Here is a 24,144-nt window from a genome sequence, read left to right as displayed (position 1 = left end):
AAGCCATAAAAATGCGACGGGTAAACCGCCTTCACGCGGTAGCTCTGCAAGCTGCTCTCTGGTCAGGCTATCGGTTCCCTGACGTTCGGCCTGATGTGCAAGTTTAACAATGAACAGCAGCCATAGCACAGCCAGAAAAAGGAGAAAGATACCATCGCTGCGGCTAAGTTGTCCGTCATAGAGTACGGAACCGGCCACCACGCTGACGAATAACATTAATGGTAACTCGCGGCGCAGAACATCGGAATGGACGGTAAAAGGGCGCACCAGTGCGGTCAGACCGAGGATCAGCAAGATATTGATAATGTTTGAGCCAAGCGCCGTACCGACGGCTAAATCGCGTTGTTCGTGCAGTGACGCGGCAAGCGAAACAATAATCTCAGGAAGCGACGTGCCAATACTGACCACAGTCATGCCAATGATCAGCGGTGGGATGCCAAAAGTGCGGCAAAGAATGGAAGCGGCAAATACCAGACGATCGGCACTGTATACGACCAAAAGTAAACCAACAATTAACAGTGCCGTAGCTAAAAGCATCTAACGTCCTTTCTTCAGGTATACTCGCCGGTCGCTGAAGATTCTCAGAAAGCCGTAACGGATTCTTAATTTTGACTTTATGCGGCTAAAAAGTAAAACAAATGCCAGCTTTAGCTAACCACGGCGGGTAATATTCTGTAAATATGTTGGGTTCAAGGTTAAATTGAGCACCATGCTTAGAAAATCAACGCAAGACGAAGGGTGAATTATGGAGCAGTCTGTGGCGAATTTAGTCGATATGCGCGATGTCAGTTTTACGCGTGGCAATCGCTGCATCTTCGATAATATTTCCCTGACCGTGCCGCGAGGGAAGATCACGGCAATCATGGGGCCATCGGGCATCGGTAAAACGACGCTACTCCGTCTGATTGGCGGGCAAATCGCACCAGATCACGGTGAGATCCTTTTTGATGGCGAGAATATTCCGGCGATGTCTCGTTCGCGCCTGTACACTGTGCGCAAACGGATGAGCATGTTGTTTCAGTCCGGGGCGTTGTTCACAGATATGAACGTATTTGACAACGTTGCCTATCCACTGCGCGAACATACCCAGCTCCCCGCGCCATTGTTGCATAGCACGGTGATGATGAAGCTGGAAGCCGTGGGGCTGCGTGGAGCGGCTAAACTGATGCCTTCTGAGCTTTCCGGCGGGATGGCTCGTCGCGCTGCACTGGCGCGTGCGATTGCCCTGGAGCCGGATCTCATCATGTTTGATGAACCGTTTGTTGGGCAGGATCCGATCACTATGGGCGTACTGGTGAAGCTGATTTCTGAGCTGAACAGCGCGTTGGGCGTGACCTGCGTGGTAGTTTCTCATGATGTGCCGGAAGTCTTAAGTATTGCGGATCACGCCTGGATTCTGGCGGATAAAAAAATTGTCGCTCACGGTAGCGCCCAGGCGTTGCAGGCGAATCCTGATCCGCGCGTACGTCAGTTTCTGGACGGGATAGCTGACGGACCTGTTCCGTTCCGCTATCCTGCCGGCGATTATCACGCTGATCTTTTACCAGGGAGTTAAGCCACTCATGCTGTTAAATGCGCTGGCCTCGCTTGGACATAAAGGGATTAAAACCCTGAGAACGTTCGGACGGGCCGGGTTAATGTTATTCAATGCGCTGGTCGGCAAACCGGAATTTCGTAAACATGCGCCGCTGCTGGTGCGTCAGCTCTATAATGTCGGCGTCCTGTCAATGCTGATTATTGTGGTTTCTGGCGTATTCATCGGAATGGTGCTGGGTCTGCAAGGTTATCTGGTTCTGACCACTTATAGTGCGGAAACCAGTCTGGGTATGCTGGTGGCGTTATCGCTACTGCGTGAACTGGGACCGGTGGTTGCTGCGTTGCTGTTTGCCGGTCGAGCCGGTTCGGCGTTAACCGCAGAAATCGGCTTGATGCGCGCCACAGAGCAGCTCTCCAGCATGGAGATGATGGCGGTCGATCCGCTGCGTCGGGTTATTTCTCCGCGTTTCTGGGCTGGGGTTATTTCATTGCCGTTGCTGACGATTATTTTCGTCGCCGTGGGGATCTGGGGCGGATCGCTGGTCGGCGTGAGCTGGAAAGGTATTGATAGCGGATTCTTCTGGTCGGCAATGCAAAATGCCGTCGACTGGCGTATGGATCTGGTCAACTGTCTGATTAAGAGCGTGGTGTTCGCTATTACGGTGACGTGGATTTCGTTGTTTAACGGCTACGACGCCATCCCGACTTCTGCCGGGATTAGCCGGGCAACCACTCGCACCGTTGTCCACTCGTCTCTGGCTGTTCTGGGGCTGGATTTTGTGCTGACCGCATTGATGTTTGGGAATTGAGTTCATGCAAACGAAAAAAAATGAAATTTGGGTGGGTATCTTTTTATTAGCAGCACTGCTGGCGGCGCTGTTTGTCTGCCTGAAGGCGGCAAACGTGACGTCCATACGTACTGAACCGACCTACACGCTTTATGCGACGTTCGATAACATTGGCGGCCTGAAAGCGCGCTCTCCGGTCAGCATTGGCGGCGTTGTCGTCGGTCGGGTGGCAGATATTACGCTGGATCCGAAAACCTATTTGCCGCGCGTGACGCTGGAAATTGAACAACGTTATAACCACATTCCTGACACCAGTTCGCTGAGCATTCGTACTTCCGGCCTGCTTGGAGAGCAATATCTGGCGTTAAACGTCGGTTTTGAAGACCCCGAACTGGGTACTGCTATCCTGAAGGATGGCGATTCGATTCAGGACACCAAGTCTGCGATGGTGCTGGAAGATCTCATTGGTCAGTTCCTTTACGGCAGTAAAGGCGATGACAATAAGAATAGTGGCGATGCGCCAGCTAATAATGAAACCACTGAACCTGTGGGTACAACGAAATAATTTCAGGAGAACCGACGCATGTTTAAACGTTTAATGATGGTCGCTTTGCTGGTGATTGCACCGCTGAGTGCGGCAACTGCGGCAGACCAAACCAATCCGTATAAGCTGATGGACGAGGCGGCGCAGAAAACGTTCGATCGCCTGAAGAATGAGCAACCGCAAATCCGGGCCAACCCGGATTACCTGCGTACTATCGTCGATCAGGAACTGCTGCCGTATGTGCAGGTGAAATACGCTGGTGCACTGGTACTGGGTCAGTATTACAAGGGCGCGACCCCAGCCCAACGTGATGCATACTTTGCCGCTTTCCGTGAGTACCTGAAGCAGGCTTATGGTCAGGCGCTGGCGATGTATCACGGGCAGACTTACCAGATTGCGCCAGAACAGCCGCTGGGTGATAAAACCATTGTGCCTATTCGCGTTACTATTATTGATCCGAATGGTCGCCCGCCGGTGCGTCTGGACTTCCAGTGGCGTAAAAACTCCCAGACTGGCAACTGGCAGGCTTACGACATGATTGCCGAAGGCGTCAGCATGATCACCACTAAACAAAACGAGTGGGGAACGCTGCTGCGTACCAAAGGTATTGACGGCCTGACCGCGCAACTGAAATCAATTTCTCAACAGAAAATTACTCTGGAAGAGAAAAAATAATGAGCGAGTCACTGAGCTGGGTGCAGACGGGCAACACTCTGGTATTAACCGGAGAGTTGGATCAAGACGTACTGCTACCGCTTTGGGAAGTGCGTGAAGAAGCGGTGAAGGGAATTACCTGCATCGATCTTAGCCGCGTGTCCCGCGTCGATACTGGTGGACTGGCGCTGCTGCTCCACCTTATCGATCTGGCGAAAAAGCAGGGCAACAGCGTGACGCTTCAGGGGGTAAACGATAAGGTGTATACCCTGGCAAAGTTGTATAATTTGCCGTCTGATGTCCTGCCTCGTTAAATTTTTTCAGGCTGGATAAGACGTTAACCGCCTGTCCGGCCAATCCGCCTGCAAGTCGAGCCTTGTTTGATTTATCAGCAAGGCTTTTTGCTTATTTATGCCAGCGCAACTTTGCTCTAAGATGTTTTGCTGGTTTATTAACTGATGAATGAAGATCCCATGGAAAATAATGAAATTCAGAGCGTGCTGATGAACGCTCTCTCCCTCCAGGAAGTCCACGTTTCCGGCGATGGCAGCCACTTTCAGGTTATTGCCGTGGGTGAGATGTTTGACGGCATGAGCCGGGTTAAAAAACAGCAGACGGTTTATGGTCCGCTGATGGAATATATTGCGGATAACCGCATTCATGCTGTGTCGATCAAAGCGTATACCCCTACGGAGTGGGCGCGAGATCGCAAACTGAACGGCTTTTGAGCTATGGGCGATTTGCCGGTAGCGGATATGAATTGTTAACTGAGAACAAACTAAATGGATAAATTTCGTGTTCAGGGGCCAACGAAGCTCCAGGGCGAAGTCACAATTTCCGGCGCTAAAAATGCTGCTCTGCCTATCCTTTTTGCCGCACTACTGGCGGAAGAACCGGTAGAGATCCAGAACGTACCGAAACTGAAAGACGTTGATACGTCAATGAAGCTGCTAAGCCAGCTGGGTGCGAAAGTAGAACGTAATGGTTCTGTGCATATTGACGCCCGCGACGTTAATGTATTCTGCGCACCTTATGATTTAGTCAAAACCATGCGAGCCTCTATCTGGGCGCTGGGGCCGCTGGTGGCACGTTTCGGTCAGGGACAGGTTTCGCTGCCAGGCGGTTGTACGATTGGTGCGCGTCCGGTTGATTTGCATATTTCCGGGCTTGAGCAATTAGGCGCGACGATCAAACTGGAAGAAGGTTACGTAAAAGCTTCCGTCGATGGGCGTCTGAAAGGCGCGCATATCGTGATGGATAAAGTCAGCGTCGGCGCAACCGTGACCATCATGTGTGCTGCAACCCTGGCGGAAGGCACCACGATTATTGAAAACGCCGCGCGTGAACCGGAAATTGTCGATACCGCGAACTTCCTGATTACGCTGGGCGCGAAAATTAGCGGTCAAGGCACCGATCGTATCGTCATCGAAGGTGTGGAACATTTAGGCGGCGGTGTCTATCGCGTGCTGCCGGATCGCATCGAAACCGGCACGTTCCTGGTGGCAGCGGCAATCTCTCGCGGCAAAATTATCTGCCGTAACGCCCAGCCAGATACTCTTGACGCTGTGCTGGCGAAACTGCGTGACGCAGGAGCGGACATTGAAGTAGGTGAGGACTGGATTAGCCTGGATATGCATGGCAAACGTCCGAAGGCCGTTAATGTCCGCACTGCGCCGCATCCGGCGTTCCCGACCGATATGCAGGCTCAGTTCACGCTGCTGAACCTGGTGGCAGAAGGCACCGGATTCATCACCGAAACGGTCTTTGAGAACCGCTTTATGCACGTGCCAGAGCTGAGCCGTATGGGCGCGCAAGCCGAGATTGAAAGCAATACCGTTATTTGTCACGGTGTCGAAAAACTTTCCGGCGCACAGGTCATGGCGACCGATCTGCGTGCATCAGCAAGTCTGGTGCTGGCTGGCTGTATTGCGGAAGGGACTACGGTTGTTGATCGTATTTATCACATCGATCGCGGCTACGAACGCATTGAAGACAAATTGCGTGCATTAGGTGCGAATATCGAGCGTGTGAAAGGCGAGTAATCGTCTGAAAGCTGGCAGCCCCGTTCGCGGGGCTACCGCCAGACCACTCATTTTTTCGGTTTAGTGTAGCTGCGCATTAACTGCGTTCTGTCGATAAACTCATGGGTCTGCGGATCATGGTAGCGTGATGGCCATATAACCCAGGGGTCAGTACCCAGGGCTTTCGCAATAATCATCTCTCCCTTTGGCCACGGACGCGATAATGCATTTGCCAGCGTCGAGGAACTCAAACCATTTCTGCGAGATTCCGCCGCCATTGACGTTCCCTTCTTGCGCAAACCCGCAATGATGTCAGCGGGATGCCAGTCAATGAAATTATTCTCCATCTTGCCTCACTCCTTAAGTTAGTCGCTTTCATTCAGAACATGTGTTCTATCGAGCATCACTATACTCCTGATGGCGCATTGCTCTAAAAAGTTCATGTAAATAGTGTGAAGATTCAGAATATATAAAGACAAACAGCTGATTATTCAGATGGTATTGCACTGAATAAGTGTTTTTATGGAACTTACTGGAGTTATCCCGCGCAATGCGCGGGATAAAGGGAAGGAATTAACGATCGCGTTGAACCGCGATATGTGCAAGGCCGATTAACGCCTCTCGCCACGGGGTATCCGGGAGTATCTGTAACGCTTCGATGGCTTTGTCTGCCTCTTCCTCGGCACGCTGACGCGTCCATTCAAGAGATCCACACGCGTTCATTGCTTCCAGAACTGGTTCCAGAAGATGACGCCCGTTGCCTTGCTCAATAGCAGTACGGATCATTTGCGCCTGCTCCGGTGTACCATTATGCATCGCATGTAGCAGCGGCAGCGTCGGTTTACCTTCGTTCAGATCGTCCCCGACGTTTTTACCTAACTGTTCACCATCGGCGCTGTAATCGAGCAAATCGTCGATGAGCTGAAAAGCGGTGCCGAGGTAACGTCCATAATCCTGCAGGCCTTTTTCCTCTTCCGGTGTACATCCTGCCAGAATCCCGGAACACTGCGCAGCAGCCTCAAACAGACGTGCAGTTTTGCTGTAGATAACGCGCATGTAGTTTTCTTCGGTGATATCCGGGTCGTTAACGTTCATCAGTTGCAGAACTTCACCTTCTGCAATGACGTTTACGGCTTCGGACATCACTTCCAGCACTTTGAGCGAGCCGAGGCTGGTCATCATCTGGAACGCGCGGGTGTAAATAAAATCGCCTACCAGCACGCTGGCGGCATTGCCAAACGCGGCGTTGGCGGTAGCTTTACCACGGCGCATATCTGATTCATCCACAACGTCGTCGTGTAGCAGAGTCGCTGTGTGGATAAACTCGATCAGAGCGGCAATGGTGACATGCGCATTTCCCTCATAGCCAACAGCTCGTGCAGCCAGTACAGCAATCATCGGACGAATACGTTTACCGCCGCCGCTGACGATGTAATAGCCTAACTGATTGATCAGTTGGACGTCGGAATTAAGCTGCTCAAGGATTGCCGCATTAACACCCGCCATATCTTGCGCGGTTAACTCATTGATTTTTTCTAAATTCATCGCAAAAGCCGGGCTTTTCGCCCCGATTACCTTACTGTGAACAAAGGCAACTTAGGGTTTATGGTTAGGAATATAGGGTGATTGTACTGAAAAAATGGCACAGATAAACGTTACCGTACAAGTTGTGTTTTTTTCTTCGTGTATTGACTGTAGCACTTGTCAAAGGCGTGCGTTTTGCGTAATATTCGCGCCCTATTGTGAATATTTATAGCGCACTCTGAATCATTGAAAAGGTGTGCGCGGAAGCGGAGTTTTATATGTACGCGGTTTTCCAAAGTGGTGGTAAACAACACCGAGTAAGCGAAGGTCAGACCGTTCGCCTGGAAAAGCTGGACATCGCAACTGGCGAAACTGTTGAGTTCGCTGAAGTGCTGATGATCGCAAACGGTGAAGAAGTCAAAATCGGCGTTCCTTTCGTTGATGGCGGCGTAATCAAAGCTGAAGTTGTTGCTCACGGTCGTGGCGAGAAAGTTAAAATCGTTAAGTTTCGTCGTCGTAAACACTATCGTAAGCAGCAGGGCCATCGTCAGTGGTTCACTGATGTGAAAATTACTGGCATCAGCGCCTAAGACCTGAGGAGAGATTTCAAATGGCACATAAAAAGGCTGGCGGCTCCACACGTAACGGTCGCGATTCAGAAGCTAAACGCCTGGGCGTTAAGCGTTTCGGTGGCGAATCCGTTCTGGCGGGTAGCATCATCGTTCGTCAACGTGGCACCAAATTCCACGCTGGCACTAACGTAGGTTGCGGTCGTGACCACACTCTGTTTGCTAAAGCAGACGGTAAAGTGAAATTCGAAGTTAAAGGCCCGAAAAACCGTAAATTTATCAGCATCGAAGCTGAATAAGTTTTTCGCGTCCCGGTAACGGATGAAAGCCCCGCAACACGTTGCGGGGCTTTTTACATTCGATAGCCGGTAAAAATGCGCATCGTGCGGCGTTAATCCGCAAATGCGTTTTGCAGGGAATACGGTATGAAGCAGCAGGCAGGCATTGGCATTCTTTTGGCGCTCACCACAGCAATTTGCTGGGGGGCGTTGCCAATCGCAATGAAGCAGGTGCTGGAGGTGATGGAACCTCCGACAATTGTGTTTTACCGTTTCTTGATGGCGAGTATTGGCCTTGGTGCCATTCTTGCGGTGAAGAAGAAGCTGCCGCCATTACGCGTGTTTCGTAAGCCACGCTGGTTGATTTTGTTGGCAGTGGCGACTGCCGGGCTGTTTGGGAACTTCATCCTGTTCAGCTCATCCTTGCAATACCTGAGTCCGACCGCCTCGCAGGTGATTGGGCAACTCTCGCCGGTTGGCATGATGGTTGCCAGCGTATTTATCCTGAAAGAGAAAATGCGCAGCACCCAGGTTGTGGGAGCATTGATGCTCCTGAGCGGCCTGGTGATGTTCTTTAACACCAGTCTGGTCGAGATATTTACAAAGCTCACCGATTACACCTGGGGAGTTATCTTTGGGGTCGGTGCGGCGACGGTTTGGGTGAGTTATGGCGTGGCGCAAAAGGTTTTATTGCGTCGGCTGGCCTCACCGCAGATCCTGTTTTTACTGTACACTTTATGTACAATTGCGCTCTTCCCTCTGGCAAAGCCTGGGGTGATAGCGCAGCTTAGCCACTGGCAGCTCGCATGTTTAATTTTTTGCGGACTGAATACATTGGTAGGATATGGCGCCCTGGCGGAAGCGATGGCTCGCTGGCAGGCAGCGCAGGTGAGCGCGATCATCACGCTCACCCCACTGTTTACGCTGTTTTTTTCAGATCTTTTATCACTGGCCTGGCCCGATTTCTTCGCCAGACCGATGTTAAACCTTTTAGGTTATCTCGGTGCGTTTGTCGTGGTTGCGGGCGCGATGTATTCCGCCATTGGTCATCGTATTTGGGGCGGATTACGTAAGCATACAACGGTGGTATCGCAACCCCGCGCAGGCGAATGATTTACGGAGAATAAAATGAAGTTTGTTGATGAAGCATCGATTCTGGTCGTTGCAGGTGATGGCGGTAATGGTTGCGTGAGCTTCCGCCGCGAAAAATATATTCCGAAAGGCGGCCCGGATGGCGGCGACGGTGGTGACGGCGGTGACGTATGGATGGAAGCCGACGAGAACCTGAATACGCTTATCGATTATCGTTTTGAAAAATCTTTCCGCGCCGAGCGTGGTCAGAATGGCGCAAGCCGCGACTGCACCGGTAAGCGTGGTAAAGACGTGACGATTAAAGTACCAGTAGGTACGCGTGTTATCGATCAGGGCACCGGTGAAACCATGGGCGATATGACCAAACACGGTCAGCGTCTGCTGGTTGCTAAGGGCGGCTGGCACGGTCTGGGCAATACTCGTTTCAAATCGTCCGTTAACCGTACACCACGGCAGAAAACCAACGGTACGCCGGGCGATAAGCGCGAGCTGCTGCTGGAGCTGATGCTGCTGGCGGACGTCGGGATGCTGGGGATGCCAAATGCTGGTAAATCGACATTCATTCGCGCTGTTTCGGCGGCTAAACCGAAAGTAGCGGACTATCCGTTTACCACTCTGGTGCCAAGTCTGGGTGTGGTACGAATGGACAACGAAAAGAGCTTCGTTGTTGCCGATATTCCAGGGCTGATTGAAGGCGCTGCGGAAGGCGCAGGTCTGGGGATTCGCTTCCTGAAGCACCTGGAACGTTGCCGCGTCCTGTTGCACCTTATCGATATCGATCCGATTGACGGCACCGATCCGGTTGAAAACGCGCGTATTATTATCAGCGAGCTGGAAAAATACAGTCAGGATCTGGCGGCGAAACCGCGTTGGTTAGTCTTCAACAAGATCGATCTGCTGGATAAAGCGGAAGCCGAAGAGAAAGCGAAAGCGATCGCTGAGGCGCTGGGCTGGGAAGATAAATATTATCTGATCTCTGCGGCAAGCGGACTGGGCGTGAAAGATCTCTGCTGGGATGTGATGACCTTTATCATTGAAAACCCGGTCGTGCAGGCCGAAGAAGCGAAACAGCCAGAGAAAGTCGAATTCATGTGGGATGATTATCACCGTCAGCAGCTTGAAGAAATTGCTGAAGAGGATGATGAAGACTGGGATGACGACTGGGACGAAGACGACGAAGAAGGCGTTGAGTTCATTTACAAGCGTTAATTACTGATGACAAACGCCAAATAGCCTGATGCGCTACGCTTATCAGGCATAAACAAAGCGCACTTTGTCAATAATCTGAAACCCCGACCATGCGCCGGGGTTTCTTTTTGACTAATTGTTCTGATAAATATCTTTATACAAGCGGCTTTCAAAGCGCACTAACGGAATACGGCGATTACGCTGATCCGCCGGTTCTACTGCATAGCCAGAAAGATATTGCACAAACGCCATTCGTTGCCCGCTCGCTGTGGTAATGAATCCCGCCAGGTTATATACCCCCTGCAACGAACCGGTTTTCGCTGAGACTTTGCCATCCACGCCCGCCTGATGCAGACCCGCACGGTACTGTAACGAGCCGTCATAACCCGCCAGCGGCAGCATAGAGATAAAGTTAAGCTCATTGTCATGTTGGGCGATATATTGCAGCACCTGCATCATGGTGGCAGGCGCAATCAGGTTATGGCGTGAAAGTCCCGAGCCGTCGGCAATAATCGTGTTGCCAATATCGACACCGGCTTGCTGACGCAGAATTTGGCGCACGGCGTCCGACCCGGCCCGCCATGTTCCAGGCACATTGAAGCGCGCATGGCCTATCATGCGGAAAACCGTATCGGCGATCATGTTGTCTGATTTTTTCAACATAATCTTAAGCAGATCATGCAAAGGAGCCGATTGTTTACTGGCCACCACCGTTCCCGGTTCGTTAACCTGCGTTTGTCGCAGCAGTGTTCCGCTCCAGGTGATACCCGCTTGTTTTAACTCATCTTTCAGAATCGCCCCGGCATAGCTGGCACCATCTTGCACCGCAAAGGCTAACGGTAGAGGTTCGGAACGTTGTGGCAGGCATCCGGTCAGCGTAAAGCGGTTCAGGTCGCCTGGCACGACATCCAGCTCGCAGTATTGCGCTTCGGCAGAACCACGGGGGAGGGTGCGTACCTGGCTGAACATCGTAACGGGGTAATAAGATGCCACGCGTATAAAAGCCATATCACCGGGTTTTTGGGCGCTGTAGAGCGAGACGGAGAAGCAATTGCGGTCAACGATGGCAGCGGCGGGTGGTGCGCTAAAGCATTGTGTCATGTCATTCCATGGCCAGCCGGGAGCTTTATCATGGCTGGCAAAAATGGAGGTATCTATGAGTACATTGCCATCGATTTGTGTGACACCAGATTTTTTCAGAGTCGCGACCATATTGCGAATATCCTGACGTTTTAACGTCGGATCGGCACCAAATCGCGCCACTAAATCGCCTTTAAGCACTCCGTTTTCCACATTACCTTTGGTTTCAAGCGTAGTGGTAAAACGAAAATCGGGGCCGAGTTGAATCAACGCAGCCAGCGCAGTGATTACTTTTTGCGTACTGGCGGGCAGCGCCATCTGCTGACTGTGGTAATCAATCGTGGGGGCAGACGCGCCGACTTTTTGCACCATCAGGGCAAGGTTGGCACCAGCGGGAAGTTGAGTAATGTACTCATCAACATTCGCAGCCTGAACACTGAACGCTATACAGCTGGTCAATCCGATGATAAATCTGGAAAATCGCATAATCTCGCGCTAACAACCTGGAATCGAGCCGTCATACTACGGCGCAACGCCCTATAAAGTAAACGATGACCCTTCGGGAACTTCAGGGTAAAATGATCATCAAAATGTGAATTGTAGCTGACCTGGAACCTGTTTCCGGGTCGGTATTTTTTTGCTTCTGGCCTGGTGAGGAGTTATGCCGGGCTGACCGAACAGCCGGGGTGGGTGGAGACTCGCCCCATCAGGAATATTCAAGAGGTATAACAAATGCAAGCTATTCCGATGACCTTACGCGGCGCTGAAAAATTACGCGAAGAGCTGGATTTTCTGAAATCTGTGCGCCGTCCTGAAATCATTGCTGCTATCGCGGAAGCGCGTGAACATGGCGACCTGAAAGAGAATGCTGAATATCACGCTGCGCGTGAACAGCAGGGCTTCTGCGAAGGCCGTATCAAAGACATCGAAGCCAAGCTGTCGAACGCGCAGGTGATTGATGTCACCAAAATGCCAAACAATGGCCGCGTTATTTTTGGTGCTACCGTAACGGTGTTGAATCTGGATTCTGATGAAGAACAGACTTATCGCATCGTAGGCGATGACGAAGCTGACTTTAAACAAAACCTGATTTCTGTAAACTCACCTATCGCTCGTGGCCTGATCGGCAAAGAAGAAGATGATGTTGTGGTCATCAAAACGCCAGGCGGCGAAGTAGAATTTGAAGTAATTAAGGTAGAATACCTGTAAGAATTACCCAATACTCAAAATGTTGATGTATTGTAAAGAAAGGAAAAAGGCCGCTATGCGGCCTTTTATCAACGAACAGAGCGTGGCATTTTGCTCTCCTGCCTGCGGAAAATCCCTCGTTTTACACAGAAAATGTGTGTAACTTTAGGATAATCTTAGCGTGGCAGCGAGATTTTACGTTCTTTAGTTGGGCGATAAAGCACCAGCGTTTTACCGATGACCTGTACATTACAGGCGCCGGTTTCGCGCACGATAGCTTCCACGATCAAGGTTTTAGTTTCGCGATCTTCTGTGGCGATTTTCACCTTGATGAGTTCATGGTGCTCTAACGCTTGTTCAATCTCGGCCAGCACCCCTTCGGTCAAACCATTACTGCCAAGCAGAACAACTGGCTTGAGCGGATGTGCCAGACCTTTCAGGTGTTGTTTTTGTTTAGTACTCAGATTCATCGTATTTTTTTGCTTACGTTGGGATTGAAAACGGGTCATTCTACCGCCATCTCCCATATATCACCAAATAGGCGCGTAAAAATTTACGCAATTGGTTACGATGAGTTATCCCAATGGGAAAGTTAAATGACAGGTAAGAAGCGTTCTGCCAGCTCCAGCCGCTGGCTTCAGGAACACTTTAGCGATAAATATGTTCAACAGGCACAGAAAAAGGGGTTACGTTCCCGTGCCTGGTTTAAACTTGATGAAATACAGCAAAGTGACAAACTCTTTAAACCGGGAATGACGGTTGTCGACCTTGGTGCTGCCCCGGGTGGTTGGTCACAATATGTGGTCACCCAAATTGGCGGCAAAGGCCGCATCATCGCTTGCGATCTTTTACCTATGGATCCTATCGTTGGTGTGGACTTTCTTCAGGGCGATTTTCGTGATGAACTGGTGATGAAAGCACTGCTGGAACGCGTAGGCGACAGCAAAGTCCAGGTTGTCATGTCCGATATGGCACCAAACATGAGCGGAACACCGGCGGTGGATATCCCCCGTGCCATGTATCTGGTGGAACTGGCGCTAGAAATGTGTCGTGATGTGTTAGCGCCGGGTGGCAGTTTTGTAGTGAAGGTGTTCCAGGGCGAAGGTTTCGATGAGTATCTAAGGGAAATTCGCTCCCTGTTTACGAAGGTCAAAGTTCGTAAGCCGGACTCTTCTCGTGCACGTTCGCGGGAAGTGTATATTGTAGCGACCGGGCGTAAACCCTAACCGGGAGATTTCAGACGAAAGTTTGAAAGATGCTGGATATAGAGTATCCTGACGCTGTTTTTAACACAGTTGTAATAAGAGGTTAATCCCTTGAGTGACATGGCGAAAAACCTAATACTCTGGCTGGTCATTGCCGTTGTGCTGATGTCAGTATTCCAGAGCTTTGGGCCCAGCGAGTCTAATGGCCGTAAGGTGGATTACTCTACCTTCCTACAAGAGGTCAATAACGACCAGGTTCGTGAAGCGCGTATCAACGGACGTGAAATCAACGTTACCAAGAAAGATAGTAACCGTTATACCACTTACATTCCGGTTCAGGATCCGAAACTACTGGATAACCTGCTGACCAAGAACGTCAAGGTTGTCGGTGAACCGCCTGAAGAGCCAAGCCTGCTGGCTTCTATCTTCATCTCATGGTTCCCGATGCTGTTACTGATTGGTGTCTGGATCTTCTTCATGCGTCAAATGCAGGGCGGCGGCGGTAAAGGCGCGATGTCGTTCGGTAAGAGCAAAGCGCGCATGTTGACGGAAGATCAGATCAAAACGACCTTTGCTGATGTTGCTGGTTGCGACGAAGCAAAAGAAGAAGTTGCCGAACTGGTTGAGTATCTGCGTGAGCCGAGCCGCTTCCAGAAACTGGGCGGTAAGATCCCGAAAGGCGTCCTGATGGTCGGTCCTCCGGGTACGGGTAAAACGCTGCTGGCGAAAGCCATTGCAGGTGAAGCGAAAGTTCCGTTCTTTACCATCTCCGGTTCTGACTTCGTAGAAATGTTCGTCGGTGTGGGTGCATCTCGTGTGCGTGACATGTTCGAACAGGCTAAGAAAGCGGCACCGTGCATCATCTTCATCGATGAAATCGACGCCGTAGGTCGCCAGCGTGGCGCTGGTCTGGGTGGTGGTCATGATGAGCGTGAACAGACCCTGAACCAGATGCTGGTTGAGATGGATGGCTTCGAAGGTAACGAAGGTATCATCGTTATCGCCGCGACTAACCGTCCGGACGTTCTCGACCCGGCACTGCTGCGTCCTGGTCGTTTCGACCGTCAGGTTGTGGTTGGTCTGCCAGATGTCCGTGGGCGTGAGCAGATCCTGAAAGTGCATATGCGTCGCGTACCGTTGGCGCCAGATGTTGATGCGGCAATTATTGCTCGTGGCACACCAGGCTTCTCCGGTGCAGACCTGGCGAACCTGGTGAACGAAGCGGCACTGTTTGCGGCACGTGGCAACAAACGCGTTGTGTCGATGGTTGAGTTCGAGAAAGCGAAAGACAAAATCATGATGGGTGCGGAACGTCGCTCCATGGTGATGACGGAAGCGCAGAAAGAATCAACGGCTTACCACGAAGCGGGTCATGCGATTATCGGTCGCCTGGTGCCGGAACACGATCCGGTGCACAAAGTGACGATTATCCCACGCGGTCGTGCTCTGGGTGTGACCTTCTTCTTGCCTGAGGGTGACGCAATCAGCGCCAGCCGTCAGAAACTGGAAAGCCAGATTTCTACGCTGTACGGTGGTCGTCTGGCAGAAGAGATCATCTACGGACCAGAACATGTTTCTACCGGTGCGTCGAACGATATTAAAGTTGCGACTAACCTGGCGCGTAACATGGTGACCCAGTGGGGCTTCTCTGAAAAACTCGGTCCGCTGCTGTATGCGGAAGAAGAAGGTGAAGTTTTCCTCGGTCGTAGCGTGGCGAAAGCAAAACATATGTCCGATGAAACCGCGCGTATCATCGACCAGGAAGTGAAGTCACTGATTGAACGTAACTATAATCGTGCGCGTCAGTTGTTGAACGACAACCTGGATATTCTTCATGCGATGAAAGATGCACTCATGAAATATGAGACCATCGACGCACCGCAGATTGATGACTTGATGGCTCGTCGCGATGTACGCCCGCCTGCAGGTTGGGATGAGTCGGGAGCATCTAACAATTCTGACAATAATGGCACTCCAAAGGCGCCGCGTCCGGTTGATGAACCACGTACGCCAAATCCGGGTAACACCATGTCAGAGCAGTTAGGCGACAAGTAAGTTCCCGCATCAGATGACTGTATTTGTACCGAAAACCCCGGGGCGTGCTCCGGGGTTTTTTCTTATCAATTTATACCAGGGATAACACCATGAAACTCTTTGCCCAGGGCACTTCACTGGATCTTAGCCATCCTCACGTGATGGGGATACTCAACGTCACGCCAGATTCTTTTTCTGATGGTGGTACGCATAACTCTCTGATTGATGCAGTGAAACATGCGAATCTGATGATCAACGCTGGCGCGACGATTATCGACGTTGGTGGAGAGTCTACGCGTCCAGGTGCAGCGGAAGTGAGTGTTGAAGAAGAGTTGCAACGTGTTATTCCGGTGGTTGAGGCAATTGCGCAACGATTCGAAGTCTGGATCTCTGTGGATACCTCCAAACCGGAAGTTATCCGTGAGTCGGCGAAAGTGGGCGCTCACATCATTAACGATATCCGCTCCCTTTCCGAACCTGGCGCTCTGGAAGCGGCTGCGGAAACTGGTTTACCCGTATGCCTGATGCATATGCAGGGAAATCCAAAGACCATGCAGGAAGCGCCGAAGTATGACGATGTTTATGCTGAAGTGAATCGCTACTTTATTGAGCAAATAGCACACTGTGAACGGGCGGGTATCGCAAAAGAGAAATTGTTGCTCGACCCGGGATTCGGTTTCGGTAAAAATCTCCACCATAACTATTCATTATTGGCGCGTCTGGCTGAATTTCACCATTTCAACCTGCCGCTGTTGGTGGGTATGTCACGAAAATCGATGATTGGACAACTGCTGAACGTGGGGCCGTCCGAACGCCTGAGCGGTAGTCTGGCCTGTGCAGTTATTGCTGCGATGCAGGGCGCACACATCATTCGTGTTCATGACGTCAAAGAAACCGTAGAAGCGATGCGAGTGGTGGAAGCCACTCTGTCTGCAAAGGAAAACAAACGCTATGAGTAATCGTAAATATTTCGGGACCGATGGGATCCGTGGTCGTGTTGGGGATGCGCCGATCACCCCTGATTTTGTGCTGAAGCTGGGCTGGGCAGCAGGTAAAGTGCTGGCGCGTCATGGTTCCCGTAAGATCATTATTGGTAAAGACACGCGTATTTCTGGCTATATGCTGGAGTCGGCGCTGGAAGCGGGTTTGGCGGCAGCGGGACTTTCCGCACTTTTTACCGGCCCGATGCCAACACCGGCAGTGGCTTATCTGACGCGTACCTTCCGCGCAGAGGCCGGGATTGTGATTTCCGCATCGCATAACCCGTTCTACGATAATGGCATTAAATTCTTCTCTATCGACGGCACCAAACTGCCGGATGCGGTAGAAGAGGCCATCGAAGCTGAAATGGAAAAAGAGATTAGCTGCGTTGATTCGGCAGAACTGGGTAAAGCCAGCCGTATCGTTGATGCTGCGGGTCGCTATATCGAATTTTGCAAAGCCACGTTCCCGAACGAACTTAGCCTCAGTGAACTGAAGATTGTGGTGGATTGCGCAAATGGCGCGACTTATCACATCGCGCCAAACGTGCTGCGCGAGTTGGGAGCGAACGTTATCGCCATCGGTTGTGAGCCGAACGGCGTAAACATCAATGCCGAAGTGGGGGCAACTGATGTTCGTGCGCTACAGGCACGCGTATTGGCTGAAAAAGCAGATCTCGGCATTGCCTTTGACGGCGACGGCGACCGCGTGATTATGGTTGACCATGAAGGCAATAAAGTCGATGGCGATCAGATCATGTATATCATCGCGCGTGAAGGTCTTCGTCAGGGGCAGCTGCGTGGTGGCGCGGTGGGTACATTAATGAGCAACATGGGGCTGGAACTGGCGCTGAAACAGTTAGGCATTCCATTTGCACGTGCGAAAGTGGGCGACCGCTACGTACTGGAAAAAATGCAGGAAAAAGGCTGGCGTATCGGTGCAGAGAACTCCGGTCATGTGATCCTGCTGGATAAAACCACTACCGGTGACGGCATCGTTGCTGGTTTGCAGGTGCTGGCGGCGATGGCGCGTAACCATATGAGCCTGCACGACCTTTGCAGTGGCATGAAAATGTTCCCGCAGATTCTGGTTAACGTGCGTTATACCGCAGGCAGCGGCGATCCGCTGGAGCATGAGTCTGTTAAAGCCGTGACCGCCGAAGTTGAAGCGGCGCTGGGTAGCCGTGGGCGTGTGCTGTTGCGTAAATCCGGCACTGAGCCGTTAATTCGCGTGATGGTTGAAGGTGAAGACGAAGCGCAGGTCACCGAGTTTGCTCACCGTATCGCTGATGCGGTAAAAGCGGTTTAATGCGATAACTAACTGGCTAAAAAGGCGGCGATTGTCGCCTTTGTTTTTCTTATGCACATCTATTTTGCTGTTTTTTTCCGCAGTTGATACAATGCAATAAAATTGCCCTTGCGAAGGTCATTCGCTTTGGTTAGTATTCACACCCGCTTCAGTGGGAAAGATTAAATTCTCCCGCTTTATTGGTTGAAGCATTGGTACGCGGCAACTCCGCAAGGAACAGGTTGATTATGTACGAAGCTCTTTTAGTAGTTTTCCTTATTGTAGCAATTGGCCTTGTTGGTCTGATCATGCTGCAGCAAGGTAAAGGCGCTGATATGGGAGCCTCCTTCGGAGCAGGCGCTTCCGCTACGCTGTTTGGTTCAAGTGGTTCTGGCAACTTCATGACCCGTATGACGGCTGTGCTGGCAACGTTGTTCTTCATCATCAGTCTGGTGCTGGGTAACATCAACAGCAACAAAACCAATAAAGGTAGCGAATGGGAAAATCTGAGTGCTCCGGCGAAAACCGAACAAACTCAGCCAGCTGCTCCGGCTAAGCCGACCAGCGATATCCCGAACTAAGAATAGTATCTGTGCTGAGGTGGTGGAATTGGTAGACACGCTACCTTGAGGTGGTAGTGCCCTAACGGGCTTGTGGGTTCGAGTCCCATCCTCAGTACCAATATTCCAAAAGAAAGACGCTGAAAAGCGTCTTTTTTTGTATCTGTTGCTCGTCTGAATAGCGTTAAACAAAGTTTTCTGCATCATTATTTTCTACAAGCGCAATCGCCCTATGTTGCATAGGTTGTGATTACATAATCGTTGTAGATACCGTTTGAAGAGGCTGAAGATTACCAACAGAGTCCAGAGCATTGATGGATGCGCATAAATCAAATTTGTGAGTGCTCACTTTTCCTGCCAAAACCGCAAAATAACGTTAGCAAATTTGTCGGAAATAATCCCCCGACGGGCTGCCGAGCTAAAATGACTGCTTCGTAGCGCCGTTGTCCAGTTTTCTGGCGTTCGGTACGCTGAACCGTAATATCCCGTGATTAAATCGTCCGGATCTTCATCAGGCTCGTTCGTTAGCCCTCGTTCGTCTTGTTGCTGGAAGCCGACAAAAATAATATTGGTTAAGGCATTCTTTTTGTAATTGCCATAAATAGTTTCGTACGCATGAGGATAATTTTCTTTCCAGTACCAGGTGGTATCGCCGCAGAACCACGGAGCAGCGGAAGTGTTAGTATTCAGAAGCTGAGAACTGTACTGCTTTAAATCCTTACGAAAGGCCTCAAGCATATTATTAAAATATTGAGGGTGTAACGCGTAGTCACTCGTCATTAAATCAAATTCGCCCTGCATCCAGCATACGCCGAGGAATTTATTCTGCGGATTCTTCGCCAGTGCAGCTCGCGTTCTGTTGACTAAATCCTGATACAGCGGAGTATCCGTTCCCCAACGACATGCATCATGGCTGGCTCCGTGCTGTTCTGAATATGTTCCTTCGCAGCCTGCGGTAAAAGCCGATCCGCCACGACAACAAGGAACGATGAGAACGCCAGCATTATCAGGAATGAAGGGCAATAATTTCCGCGCAATATGCAGTGCCTGTCCAACTGTACCGTATTGTGTTTGATGATTCGTTGCCAGAGGATGGTGATAATCCCGCATATCCTGAATATCGTGTGGGCAGTGAGTCAGTGGAATAATGTCATTAAATTGACATGACGAGCCACCGGGATGCGTCTGTGTAAATCTTGCCAGTTGTTTTATTCTGGGGTGAGGCGCATCTTCACTGTCTGGTAAGGGAAGTCCTTCGCCATATGCCATGGCATTAGATTGTCCGGCAACGGTAAGAACATAGTAATAATCGGGCGATATTATCGTGTTCATATATATGCGTAATTGAAATGACAACAGGTGATGAGCCATTGATCGCAGGGCTCCTTTGCTGGAGCCCTGAAAAGTTAGTTTTGCACAGTAACTTTATTATCTTTCACAGAGAGCAACACTGAATCCGCCACAGCTTTGCCGCCCGTAGTTTCACCGCCAATAATCAATAAATTATTATTCCAGGGCAATGATACTCCGTAGGCCCGACCTTGCGACAGTTCGCCAGATTTCTCCCATTTCCCGTTATGCCAAAGATGAATATCGGCGCTATACGATTTTTTCAGACCTTCATGCGCATAGTTTTTACCGTTCTGGTAATTTTCTCGTGAACCTTTGAATCCGGCTCCCCCGGCAAATATAAGAGAGTCATTGCTAATACCTGCAAAACCGCCAGCTACGCCATCTGGGGAGGAGACGGGAGAAAGTTTATTCCATTTTATGCCATTGCCGGTGAAATCAAGCTCAAATACAGCATCAGTTCGCAGTCCTGGTTTGGCTTCGCCATTAATAAGCCAGGTTTTATCACCTTTATTTACTACCGCTGCACCAGCCGTACCATACCAGGGGGATTCGCCAGTGTAACTCCATTGCTGTGTAGAGGGATCAAAAGACAACAGGAACTTATTGAAGAAATAATCTTCTGCTTTTTTGTCAAAATAGTGGGTGTTGATTTTATCTATAGCCGCTGAATCTTTTCCTGCCTCCTTGAGATCTTCAAAATAGCCATTAAAGATATTTTGGTTAACGCCGCCAGTAATATAGGCTTTGCCGTTGTGTACAAAGGTCACATGACCTGCCATGCCCATCGGTGCGTGCGACATTAATTTAACCCAGGTATTGGTTTTGGGATTATATTTGTGTACGTCGTTGAATACCTGAGTTAACCCCTCACTGTTTTTACCAACACCGCCAAATACATACAAATTACCATCAATAAAGGCAGAGGTTGCTTGATCTCTCGGGCCAGCGGGGAATTCCGCCAGAGCTATCCATTTTTTATCTTTGGCTTGCGTATCCAGCTTGTACCATGCCGTACCTGCGCTACCTAAACCAATGTAGACAGTGTCGTTATCAATTACACCAGTACCACTTTTAAATGGCACAGGAGTTTCTGGTAATACCGACGCGTTTGCGGCACATGAAGCCATCATGATAGCAAGTGCCGTTATTGTTTTATTCATTGTGACTGTCTCCTGTCTACTACAGTTTAAATGACACACCAATGCGATAACTGTTTTCCGATAAATTATCTCTACCGTTGTAAACACCCTGACGGTCAAGGTAGTCATATTCTATGTATGGCGTAATATCGGGCGTCATATGGTATTGTAGAACAAATGCATTTTCCGTCGCCCATTTCTTATGGTTTGCATAGCGATAATCGTTTTGTTTGCTGTACAGCGTCGTTTGCCATGCGAAGGTGAAATCACTATTAATATTGTAAGTGACATATCCATCCCAACGATGAACGTTATCACGAGACATATCACCAGATAAGTCTTGTTGTCGGTAAGCTTTCCAGTCGTAACGATAGCGAATGCCAAAATTGAGATCTTTTGTCGCATCCCATGACAGTTTTACGTAAGGTCCATAGCGTGTGCCATTGCTGCTAAAATGGGTTAACATTCCTGGGCGCACGGTCCATTGATCATCAAGTTTAATCGCGTAATTAACTTCAACCTGAACATCATTTAATGCGGCATTTTCCTTTTTATTATCATGAATGGTATTCCAGGTATTACTTTCCATACTTGCCCACCATCCATTTTTCCACCCCTCACTGACTTTGAGTCGAGTTTCATAGGCATGGCTTCCACTACGATATCCACCACGCACATCCAGTGTTGCAGCCTGAGAAATTAATGGTGACGAAAAGCAGAGTAATAATACGCCAGAAAGTATTTTAGCCTTTTTCATAAATTTCACTCATTTGTAGAATACAGAAAGTAATACGAAGTCCGAATAAACAAATAGCATTTATGTTATGTGCTCTTTTTTGCCAGGCTTATAGCGTCATGGGCCACGGATAATTATTTTTTATTTTTTTTGTATAATGCCTCCTGTGAGAAATTGCTTTCCACATAATTTAAGATAAACAGAGATCTGGATTAAATACCTGAGTATTAAATCTATTCTGATGTTTATTTGATTTTAGTGTTCGTAAGCTATTTCACTTACTAAATTCATTTTTAGCCAGTGTCATAAAATGGATTGTTTGTTGATCTCATTTTCATACTCCTGTCAGACTGAAGTGCTCTTTCATCACCCGATAAGAGAGGACGCCAGGGATGTTTGTATTAGATTGCGATATGAGTCGTCTTATTTATCTCTTGTGTGTACCTTTATACCTATTATGCCAGATCAAAAATCACGCAATCCATACAACAAAACCAGATTTGCAATTCGCGTCACAAAATATGTCGATATTTTTCGAAGGTAAAGATGTTATGTAAGGCCAGATGGTCATTCTCGACTGCCTTCATGAAACTGAAGTTTTGTTATTAACTAATTGTTTATAATGTATTTTTAATGATTTTCGGCAGTGCCGGGTTTACAAGCTAACTCCTCAGGTATGGTGAAAATGAGTGTTTATCCGCTATCAGATTGACAATAATTCTCATCATAAAATATGTTTTAACGTTCTGAGACTAAGGGCAACCTGGTATGTAGTAGAGGAGTTTCTGATCCTGTCCAGGGCTGGCTCGTTGATGTTCAGCACACTTCAGGATGGGGGGTAATCGGTTATTTGCCGTATCACCAGTAAATAGCAGTGAGTAAGAAAAGATTAAGTTGAAGTAACCACACCACATTTAACACGAATGTAGATGAAAAAAGGTGCGTGCAGACTTCCCCCCATATCTTTGGACAATACACGGTCTGGAAAGGAATATAACAATCTCACTGCATGAATTTACAAACCAAAGGGTAATAATGGCTAGGGAACTAAGCATTAGCATGATAATAGCCACTTAAAAATTAAGGAATCTCATGAAATAGCAATTTTGAGGGAAATGGAGTTGACTAATAATGTTATATGTGAGATAGCGCGTTGAACAAAAAATTAAATTTTGCTGAATTTTTTTTATGTTGATTTTACTTGTTACAGAACATATCACGTGATATATAGATAAGATTAGTTACATTGATGATGAGGGTTATTATTAGATTCGTCTCAGATTGAAAATATATAAAAGAACATAGCATGCAAGAGCATAGCGTTGTATGGCAAAGTTATTATAAGTAGCTATCGCCATTCTATTTAAGTTCATTCAAAAGAGCTGGTCCACTTGCGTTAGTCATTAAGCAAACATTCGCTTTTATAAACATAATCAGGATTACAATGTTGGATTATTGCTAACCCAGCACAGCTAGTGCGCGTCTGTAATAATAAGGGAAAACGATGAAGAATAAGGCTGATAACAAAAAAAGGAACTTCCTGACCCACAGTGAAATCGAGTCACTCCTTAAAGCAGCAAATACCGGGCCTCATGCTGCACGCAATTATTGTCTGACTTTGCTTTGTTTTATTCATGGCTTTCGGGCGAGTGAAATTTGCCGATTGAGAATTTCGGATATTGATCTGAAGGCAAAGTGCATATATATCCATCGATTAAAAAAAGGCTTTTCAACGACGCACCCGCTATTGAACAAAGAAGTTCAGGCTTTAAAAAACTGGTTGAGTACGCGTACTTCTTATCCACATGCTGAGAGTGAGTGGGTATTTTTATCACGCAAAGGGAATCCGCTTTCTCGTCAACAGTTTTACCATATTATCTCGACTTCAGGTGGTAATGCCGGGCTATCACTGGAGATTCATCCGCACATGTTACGCCATTCGTGTGGTTTTGCTTTGGCGAATATGGGAATAGATACACGACTTATCCAGGATTATCTTGGGCATCGTAATATTCGTCATACCGTCTGGTATACCGCCAGCAATGCAGGGCGTTTTTACGGCATCTGGGACAGACCCAGAGGTCGACAGCGTCACGCTGTTTTATAAAGATGGATGAGATACCAGGGATGGTGTTAAAACCTACATTATTCTTACGATATATCAATAATAATTAACCATTTATTAATTGATGTTATTGTTGGTGTAATTCTTAATTATCATAATAAACATTAGCTTAACCATACCCATACAAAATACAATGTTTTATTTTATTCGAAATAAACAAACAAAAGCATTCATAAATTTACATATCACTTAGATCCTTCTCTTTCTGCACTTTTTTCTTTATTTTTTAAGCAACTGGGAGTTAATCAGGTGCTATCTATTG

At 48.8% G+C, this 24,144-nt stretch carries 26 protein-coding genes, 1 tRNA gene and 1 pseudogene; 20 read left to right on the top strand and 8 right to left on the bottom strand.

What is annotated here, in order from left to right:
• Positions 1-537: calcium/sodium antiporter (locus tag EQY_RS0102490; RefSeq protein ID WP_000922892.1), on the bottom strand; the 537-nt coding region annotated here is incomplete at its 3' end.
• A gap of 208 nt (positions 538-745) precedes the next feature.
• Between EQY_RS0102490 and mlaF the strand changes: the two genes are divergently transcribed.
• From mlaF to murA, 7 genes are all read left to right on the top strand, one after another.
• Complete coding sequence (gene mlaF, locus EQY_RS0102485) at positions 746-1,555, top strand: phospholipid ABC transporter ATP-binding protein MlaF (RefSeq protein ID WP_000438245.1); 810 nt, start codon at positions 746-748, stop codon at positions 1,553-1,555.
• A 7-nt stretch (positions 1,556-1,562) separates the two neighbouring features.
• Positions 1,563-2,345 carry a lipid asymmetry maintenance ABC transporter permease subunit MlaE gene (mlaE, locus tag EQY_RS0102480; RefSeq protein ID WP_000925792.1) on the top strand — a complete coding sequence of 261 codons (783 nt, stop codon included), beginning with the start codon at positions 1,563-1,565 and terminating at the stop codon, positions 2,343-2,345.
• 4 nt (positions 2,346-2,349) lie between these two features.
• Positions 2,350-2,889: an outer membrane lipid asymmetry maintenance protein MlaD gene (gene mlaD, locus EQY_RS0102475; protein WP_024212372.1), complete on the top strand. Its 540-nt coding sequence runs from the start codon at positions 2,350-2,352 to the stop codon at positions 2,887-2,889.
• Between the two features lie 18 nt (positions 2,890-2,907).
• Complete coding sequence (gene mlaC / locus EQY_RS0102470; protein ID WP_000476479.1) at positions 2,908-3,543, top strand: phospholipid-binding protein MlaC; 636 nt, start codon at positions 2,908-2,910, stop codon at positions 3,541-3,543.
• Entirely contained in the window at positions 3,543-3,836 is a 294-nt protein-coding gene (gene mlaB / locus EQY_RS0102465) for a lipid asymmetry maintenance protein MlaB (protein WP_000004491.1), read from the top strand. The genes mlaC and mlaB overlap by 1 nt, the downstream gene beginning before the upstream one ends.
• Positions 3,837-3,995: 159 nt before the next feature.
• The gene (gene ibaG / locus EQY_RS0102460) at positions 3,996-4,250 is read left to right on the top strand and encodes a BolA family iron metabolism protein IbaG (protein ID WP_010346509.1); all 255 of its coding nucleotides are present in this window, start codon (positions 3,996-3,998) and stop codon (positions 4,248-4,250) included.
• A 54-nt stretch (positions 4,251-4,304) separates the two neighbouring features.
• On the top strand, positions 4,305-5,564 hold the full coding sequence (gene murA / locus EQY_RS0102455; RefSeq protein WP_000357255.1) for a UDP-N-acetylglucosamine 1-carboxyvinyltransferase: 1,260 nt from the start codon (positions 4,305-4,307) through the stop codon (positions 5,562-5,564).
• A gap of 47 nt (positions 5,565-5,611) precedes the next feature.
• Here the strand turns inward: murA and sfsB are convergent, their stop codons facing one another.
• Together sfsB and ispB are read right to left on the bottom strand one after the other, a co-directional pair.
• Entirely contained in the window at positions 5,612-5,890 is a 279-nt protein-coding gene (gene sfsB / locus EQY_RS0102450) for a DNA-binding transcriptional regulator SfsB (protein ID WP_000429727.1), read from the bottom strand.
• Between the two features lie 226 nt (positions 5,891-6,116).
• Positions 6,117-7,088, bottom strand: coding sequence for an octaprenyl diphosphate synthase (gene ispB, locus EQY_RS0102445; RefSeq protein ID WP_010346507.1), 972 nt, complete (start codon positions 7,086-7,088; stop codon positions 6,117-6,119).
• A 257-nt stretch (positions 7,089-7,345) separates the two neighbouring features.
• Here ispB and rplU point away from each other — a divergent pair, with 257 nt between their 5' ends.
• The 4 genes from rplU to cgtA all read left to right on the top strand — a co-directional run bounded on the left by rplU (position 7,346) and on the right by cgtA (position 10,215).
• Positions 7,346-7,657 (top strand): 50S ribosomal protein L21, encoded by a 312-nt coding sequence (gene rplU, locus EQY_RS0102440; protein ID WP_000271401.1) that lies wholly within the window; start codon positions 7,346-7,348, stop codon positions 7,655-7,657.
• A 20-nt stretch (positions 7,658-7,677) separates the two neighbouring features.
• On the top strand, positions 7,678-7,935 hold the full coding sequence (gene rpmA, locus EQY_RS0102435) for a 50S ribosomal protein L27 (RefSeq protein WP_000940596.1): 258 nt from the start codon (positions 7,678-7,680) through the stop codon (positions 7,933-7,935).
• Positions 7,936-8,061: 126 nt separating this feature from the next.
• Positions 8,062-9,027: a DMT family transporter gene (locus EQY_RS0102430; protein WP_000813014.1), complete on the top strand. Its 966-nt coding sequence runs from the start codon at positions 8,062-8,064 to the stop codon at positions 9,025-9,027.
• 15 nt (positions 9,028-9,042) lie between these two features.
• Positions 9,043-10,215 carry an Obg family GTPase CgtA gene (gene cgtA, locus EQY_RS0102425; protein ID WP_000673561.1) on the top strand — a complete coding sequence of 391 codons (1,173 nt, stop codon included), beginning with the start codon at positions 9,043-9,045 and terminating at the stop codon, positions 10,213-10,215.
• Positions 10,216-10,326: 111 nt separating this feature from the next.
• Here the strand turns inward: cgtA and dacB are convergent, their stop codons facing one another.
• Positions 10,327-11,760 (bottom strand): serine-type D-Ala-D-Ala carboxypeptidase, encoded by a 1,434-nt coding sequence (gene dacB / locus EQY_RS0102420; protein WP_001212643.1) that lies wholly within the window; start codon positions 11,758-11,760, stop codon positions 10,327-10,329.
• A gap of 246 nt (positions 11,761-12,006) precedes the next feature.
• Here dacB and greA point away from each other — a divergent pair, with 246 nt between their 5' ends.
• Positions 12,007-12,483, top strand: a complete 477-nt coding sequence (gene greA / locus EQY_RS0102415; protein WP_001148001.1) for a transcription elongation factor GreA — start codon at positions 12,007-12,009, stop codon at positions 12,481-12,483.
• Between the two features lie 155 nt (positions 12,484-12,638).
• Here the strand turns inward: greA and yhbY are convergent, their stop codons facing one another.
• Positions 12,639-12,932 carry a ribosome assembly RNA-binding protein YhbY gene (gene yhbY, locus EQY_RS0102410; protein ID WP_001054420.1) on the bottom strand — a complete coding sequence of 98 codons (294 nt, stop codon included), beginning with the start codon at positions 12,930-12,932 and terminating at the stop codon, positions 12,639-12,641.
• Positions 12,933-13,058: 126 nt separating this feature from the next.
• On the opposite strand from yhbY, the gene rlmE reads away from it, so the two are divergent.
• From rlmE to EQY_RS27405, 7 genes are all read left to right on the top strand, one after another.
• Positions 13,059-13,688 (top strand): 23S rRNA (uridine(2552)-2'-O)-methyltransferase RlmE, encoded by a 630-nt coding sequence (gene rlmE, locus EQY_RS0102405; protein WP_000145975.1) that lies wholly within the window; start codon positions 13,059-13,061, stop codon positions 13,686-13,688.
• A 99-nt stretch (positions 13,689-13,787) separates the two neighbouring features.
• Entirely contained in the window at positions 13,788-15,722 is a 1,935-nt protein-coding gene (ftsH, locus tag EQY_RS0102400; RefSeq protein WP_001107477.1) for an ATP-dependent zinc metalloprotease FtsH, read from the top strand.
• A gap of 89 nt (positions 15,723-15,811) precedes the next feature.
• Entirely contained in the window at positions 15,812-16,660 is an 849-nt protein-coding gene (folP, locus tag EQY_RS0102395; RefSeq protein ID WP_000764734.1) for a dihydropteroate synthase, read from the top strand.
• The gene (gene glmM / locus EQY_RS0102390; protein WP_000071137.1) at positions 16,653-17,990 is read left to right on the top strand and encodes a phosphoglucosamine mutase; all 1,338 of its coding nucleotides are present in this window, start codon (positions 16,653-16,655) and stop codon (positions 17,988-17,990) included. The genes folP and glmM overlap by 8 nt, the downstream gene beginning before the upstream one ends.
• Positions 17,991-18,217: 227 nt before the next feature.
• Entirely contained in the window at positions 18,218-18,550 is a 333-nt protein-coding gene (gene secG, locus EQY_RS0102385) for a preprotein translocase subunit SecG (protein WP_001517162.1), read from the top strand.
• A gap of 13 nt (positions 18,551-18,563) precedes the next feature.
• Positions 18,564-18,650, top strand: a tRNA-Leu gene (locus EQY_RS0102380).
• A 216-nt stretch (positions 18,651-18,866) separates the two neighbouring features.
• Positions 18,867-18,956 carry a hypothetical protein gene (locus EQY_RS27405; RefSeq protein WP_441294655.1) on the top strand — a complete coding sequence of 30 codons (90 nt, stop codon included), beginning with the start codon at positions 18,867-18,869 and terminating at the stop codon, positions 18,954-18,956.
• 335 nt (positions 18,957-19,291) lie between these two features.
• Here the strand turns inward: EQY_RS27405 and EQY_RS27400 are convergent.
• The 3 genes and pseudogenes from EQY_RS27400 to nanC all read right to left on the bottom strand — a co-directional run.
• Positions 19,292-19,639: pseudogene (locus tag EQY_RS27400) on the bottom strand (sialate O-acetylesterase); the annotation flags it as partial.
• A 296-nt stretch (positions 19,640-19,935) separates the two neighbouring features.
• Complete coding sequence (nanM, locus tag EQY_RS0102370; protein ID WP_024212370.1) at positions 19,936-21,042, bottom strand: N-acetylneuraminate epimerase; 1,107 nt, start codon at positions 21,040-21,042, stop codon at positions 19,936-19,938.
• A gap of 19 nt (positions 21,043-21,061) precedes the next feature.
• Entirely contained in the window at positions 21,062-21,778 is a 717-nt protein-coding gene (gene nanC, locus EQY_RS0102365; RefSeq protein ID WP_016159471.1) for an N-acetylneuraminic acid outer membrane channel NanC, read from the bottom strand.
• A 1,483-nt stretch (positions 21,779-23,261) separates the two neighbouring features.
• On the opposite strand from nanC, the gene fimB reads away from it, so the two are divergent.
• Positions 23,262-23,864, top strand: a complete 603-nt coding sequence (fimB, locus tag EQY_RS0102350) for a type 1 fimbria switch DNA invertase FimB (protein WP_000790591.1) — start codon at positions 23,262-23,264, stop codon at positions 23,862-23,864.
• Positions 23,865-24,144: the final 280 nt, after the last annotated feature.

This window comes from Escherichia sp. TW14182 (assembly GCF_000208525.1).
Classification (GTDB): domain Bacteria; phylum Pseudomonadota; class Gammaproteobacteria; order Enterobacterales; family Enterobacteriaceae; genus Escherichia; species Escherichia ruysiae.
Note: the sequence above shows the minus strand (reverse complement) of the source record. Positions and strands in the feature narration are given on the sequence as shown.

Coding starts and splice junctions, on each gene's coding strand:
- fimB (WP_000790591.1), top strand. CDS start 23,262: ATGAAGAATAAGGCTGATAACAAAAAAAGGAACTTCCTGACCCACAGT.
- mlaC (WP_000476479.1), top strand. CDS start 2,908: ATGTTTAAACGTTTAATGATGGTCGCTTTGCTGGTGATTGCACCGCTG.
- folP (WP_000764734.1), top strand. CDS start 15,812: ATGAAACTCTTTGCCCAGGGCACTTCACTGGATCTTAGCCATCCTCAC.
- dacB (WP_001212643.1), bottom strand. CDS start 11,760: ATGCGATTTTCCAGATTTATCATCGGATTGACCAGCTGTATAGCGTTC.
- ftsH (WP_001107477.1), top strand. CDS start 13,788: ATGGCGAAAAACCTAATACTCTGGCTGGTCATTGCCGTTGTGCTGATG.
- mlaB (WP_000004491.1), top strand. CDS start 3,543: ATGAGCGAGTCACTGAGCTGGGTGCAGACGGGCAACACTCTGGTATTA.
- secG (WP_001517162.1), top strand. CDS start 18,218: ATGTACGAAGCTCTTTTAGTAGTTTTCCTTATTGTAGCAATTGGCCTT.
- yhbY (WP_001054420.1), bottom strand. CDS start 12,932: ATGAATCTGAGTACTAAACAAAAACAACACCTGAAAGGTCTGGCACAT.
- rlmE (WP_000145975.1), top strand. CDS start 13,059: ATGACAGGTAAGAAGCGTTCTGCCAGCTCCAGCCGCTGGCTTCAGGAA.
- rplU (WP_000271401.1), top strand. CDS start 7,346: ATGTACGCGGTTTTCCAAAGTGGTGGTAAACAACACCGAGTAAGCGAA.
- mlaD (WP_024212372.1), top strand. CDS start 2,350: ATGCAAACGAAAAAAAATGAAATTTGGGTGGGTATCTTTTTATTAGCA.
- mlaE (WP_000925792.1), top strand. CDS start 1,563: ATGCTGTTAAATGCGCTGGCCTCGCTTGGACATAAAGGGATTAAAACC.
- EQY_RS0102430 (WP_000813014.1), top strand. CDS start 8,062: ATGAAGCAGCAGGCAGGCATTGGCATTCTTTTGGCGCTCACCACAGCA.
- nanC (WP_016159471.1), bottom strand. CDS start 21,778: ATGAAAAAGGCTAAAATACTTTCTGGCGTATTATTACTCTGCTTTTCG.
- cgtA (WP_000673561.1), top strand. CDS start 9,043: ATGAAGTTTGTTGATGAAGCATCGATTCTGGTCGTTGCAGGTGATGGC.
- mlaF (WP_000438245.1), top strand. CDS start 746: ATGGAGCAGTCTGTGGCGAATTTAGTCGATATGCGCGATGTCAGTTTT.
- glmM (WP_000071137.1), top strand. CDS start 16,653: ATGAGTAATCGTAAATATTTCGGGACCGATGGGATCCGTGGTCGTGTT.
- murA (WP_000357255.1), top strand. CDS start 4,305: ATGGATAAATTTCGTGTTCAGGGGCCAACGAAGCTCCAGGGCGAAGTC.
- ibaG (WP_010346509.1), top strand. CDS start 3,996: ATGGAAAATAATGAAATTCAGAGCGTGCTGATGAACGCTCTCTCCCTC.
- rpmA (WP_000940596.1), top strand. CDS start 7,678: ATGGCACATAAAAAGGCTGGCGGCTCCACACGTAACGGTCGCGATTCA.
- greA (WP_001148001.1), top strand. CDS start 12,007: ATGCAAGCTATTCCGATGACCTTACGCGGCGCTGAAAAATTACGCGAA.
- nanM (WP_024212370.1), bottom strand. CDS start 21,042: ATGAATAAAACAATAACGGCACTTGCTATCATGATGGCTTCATGTGCC.
- sfsB (WP_000429727.1), bottom strand. CDS start 5,890: ATGGAGAATAATTTCATTGACTGGCATCCCGCTGACATCATTGCGGGT.
- ispB (WP_010346507.1), bottom strand. CDS start 7,088: ATGAATTTAGAAAAAATCAATGAGTTAACCGCGCAAGATATGGCGGGT.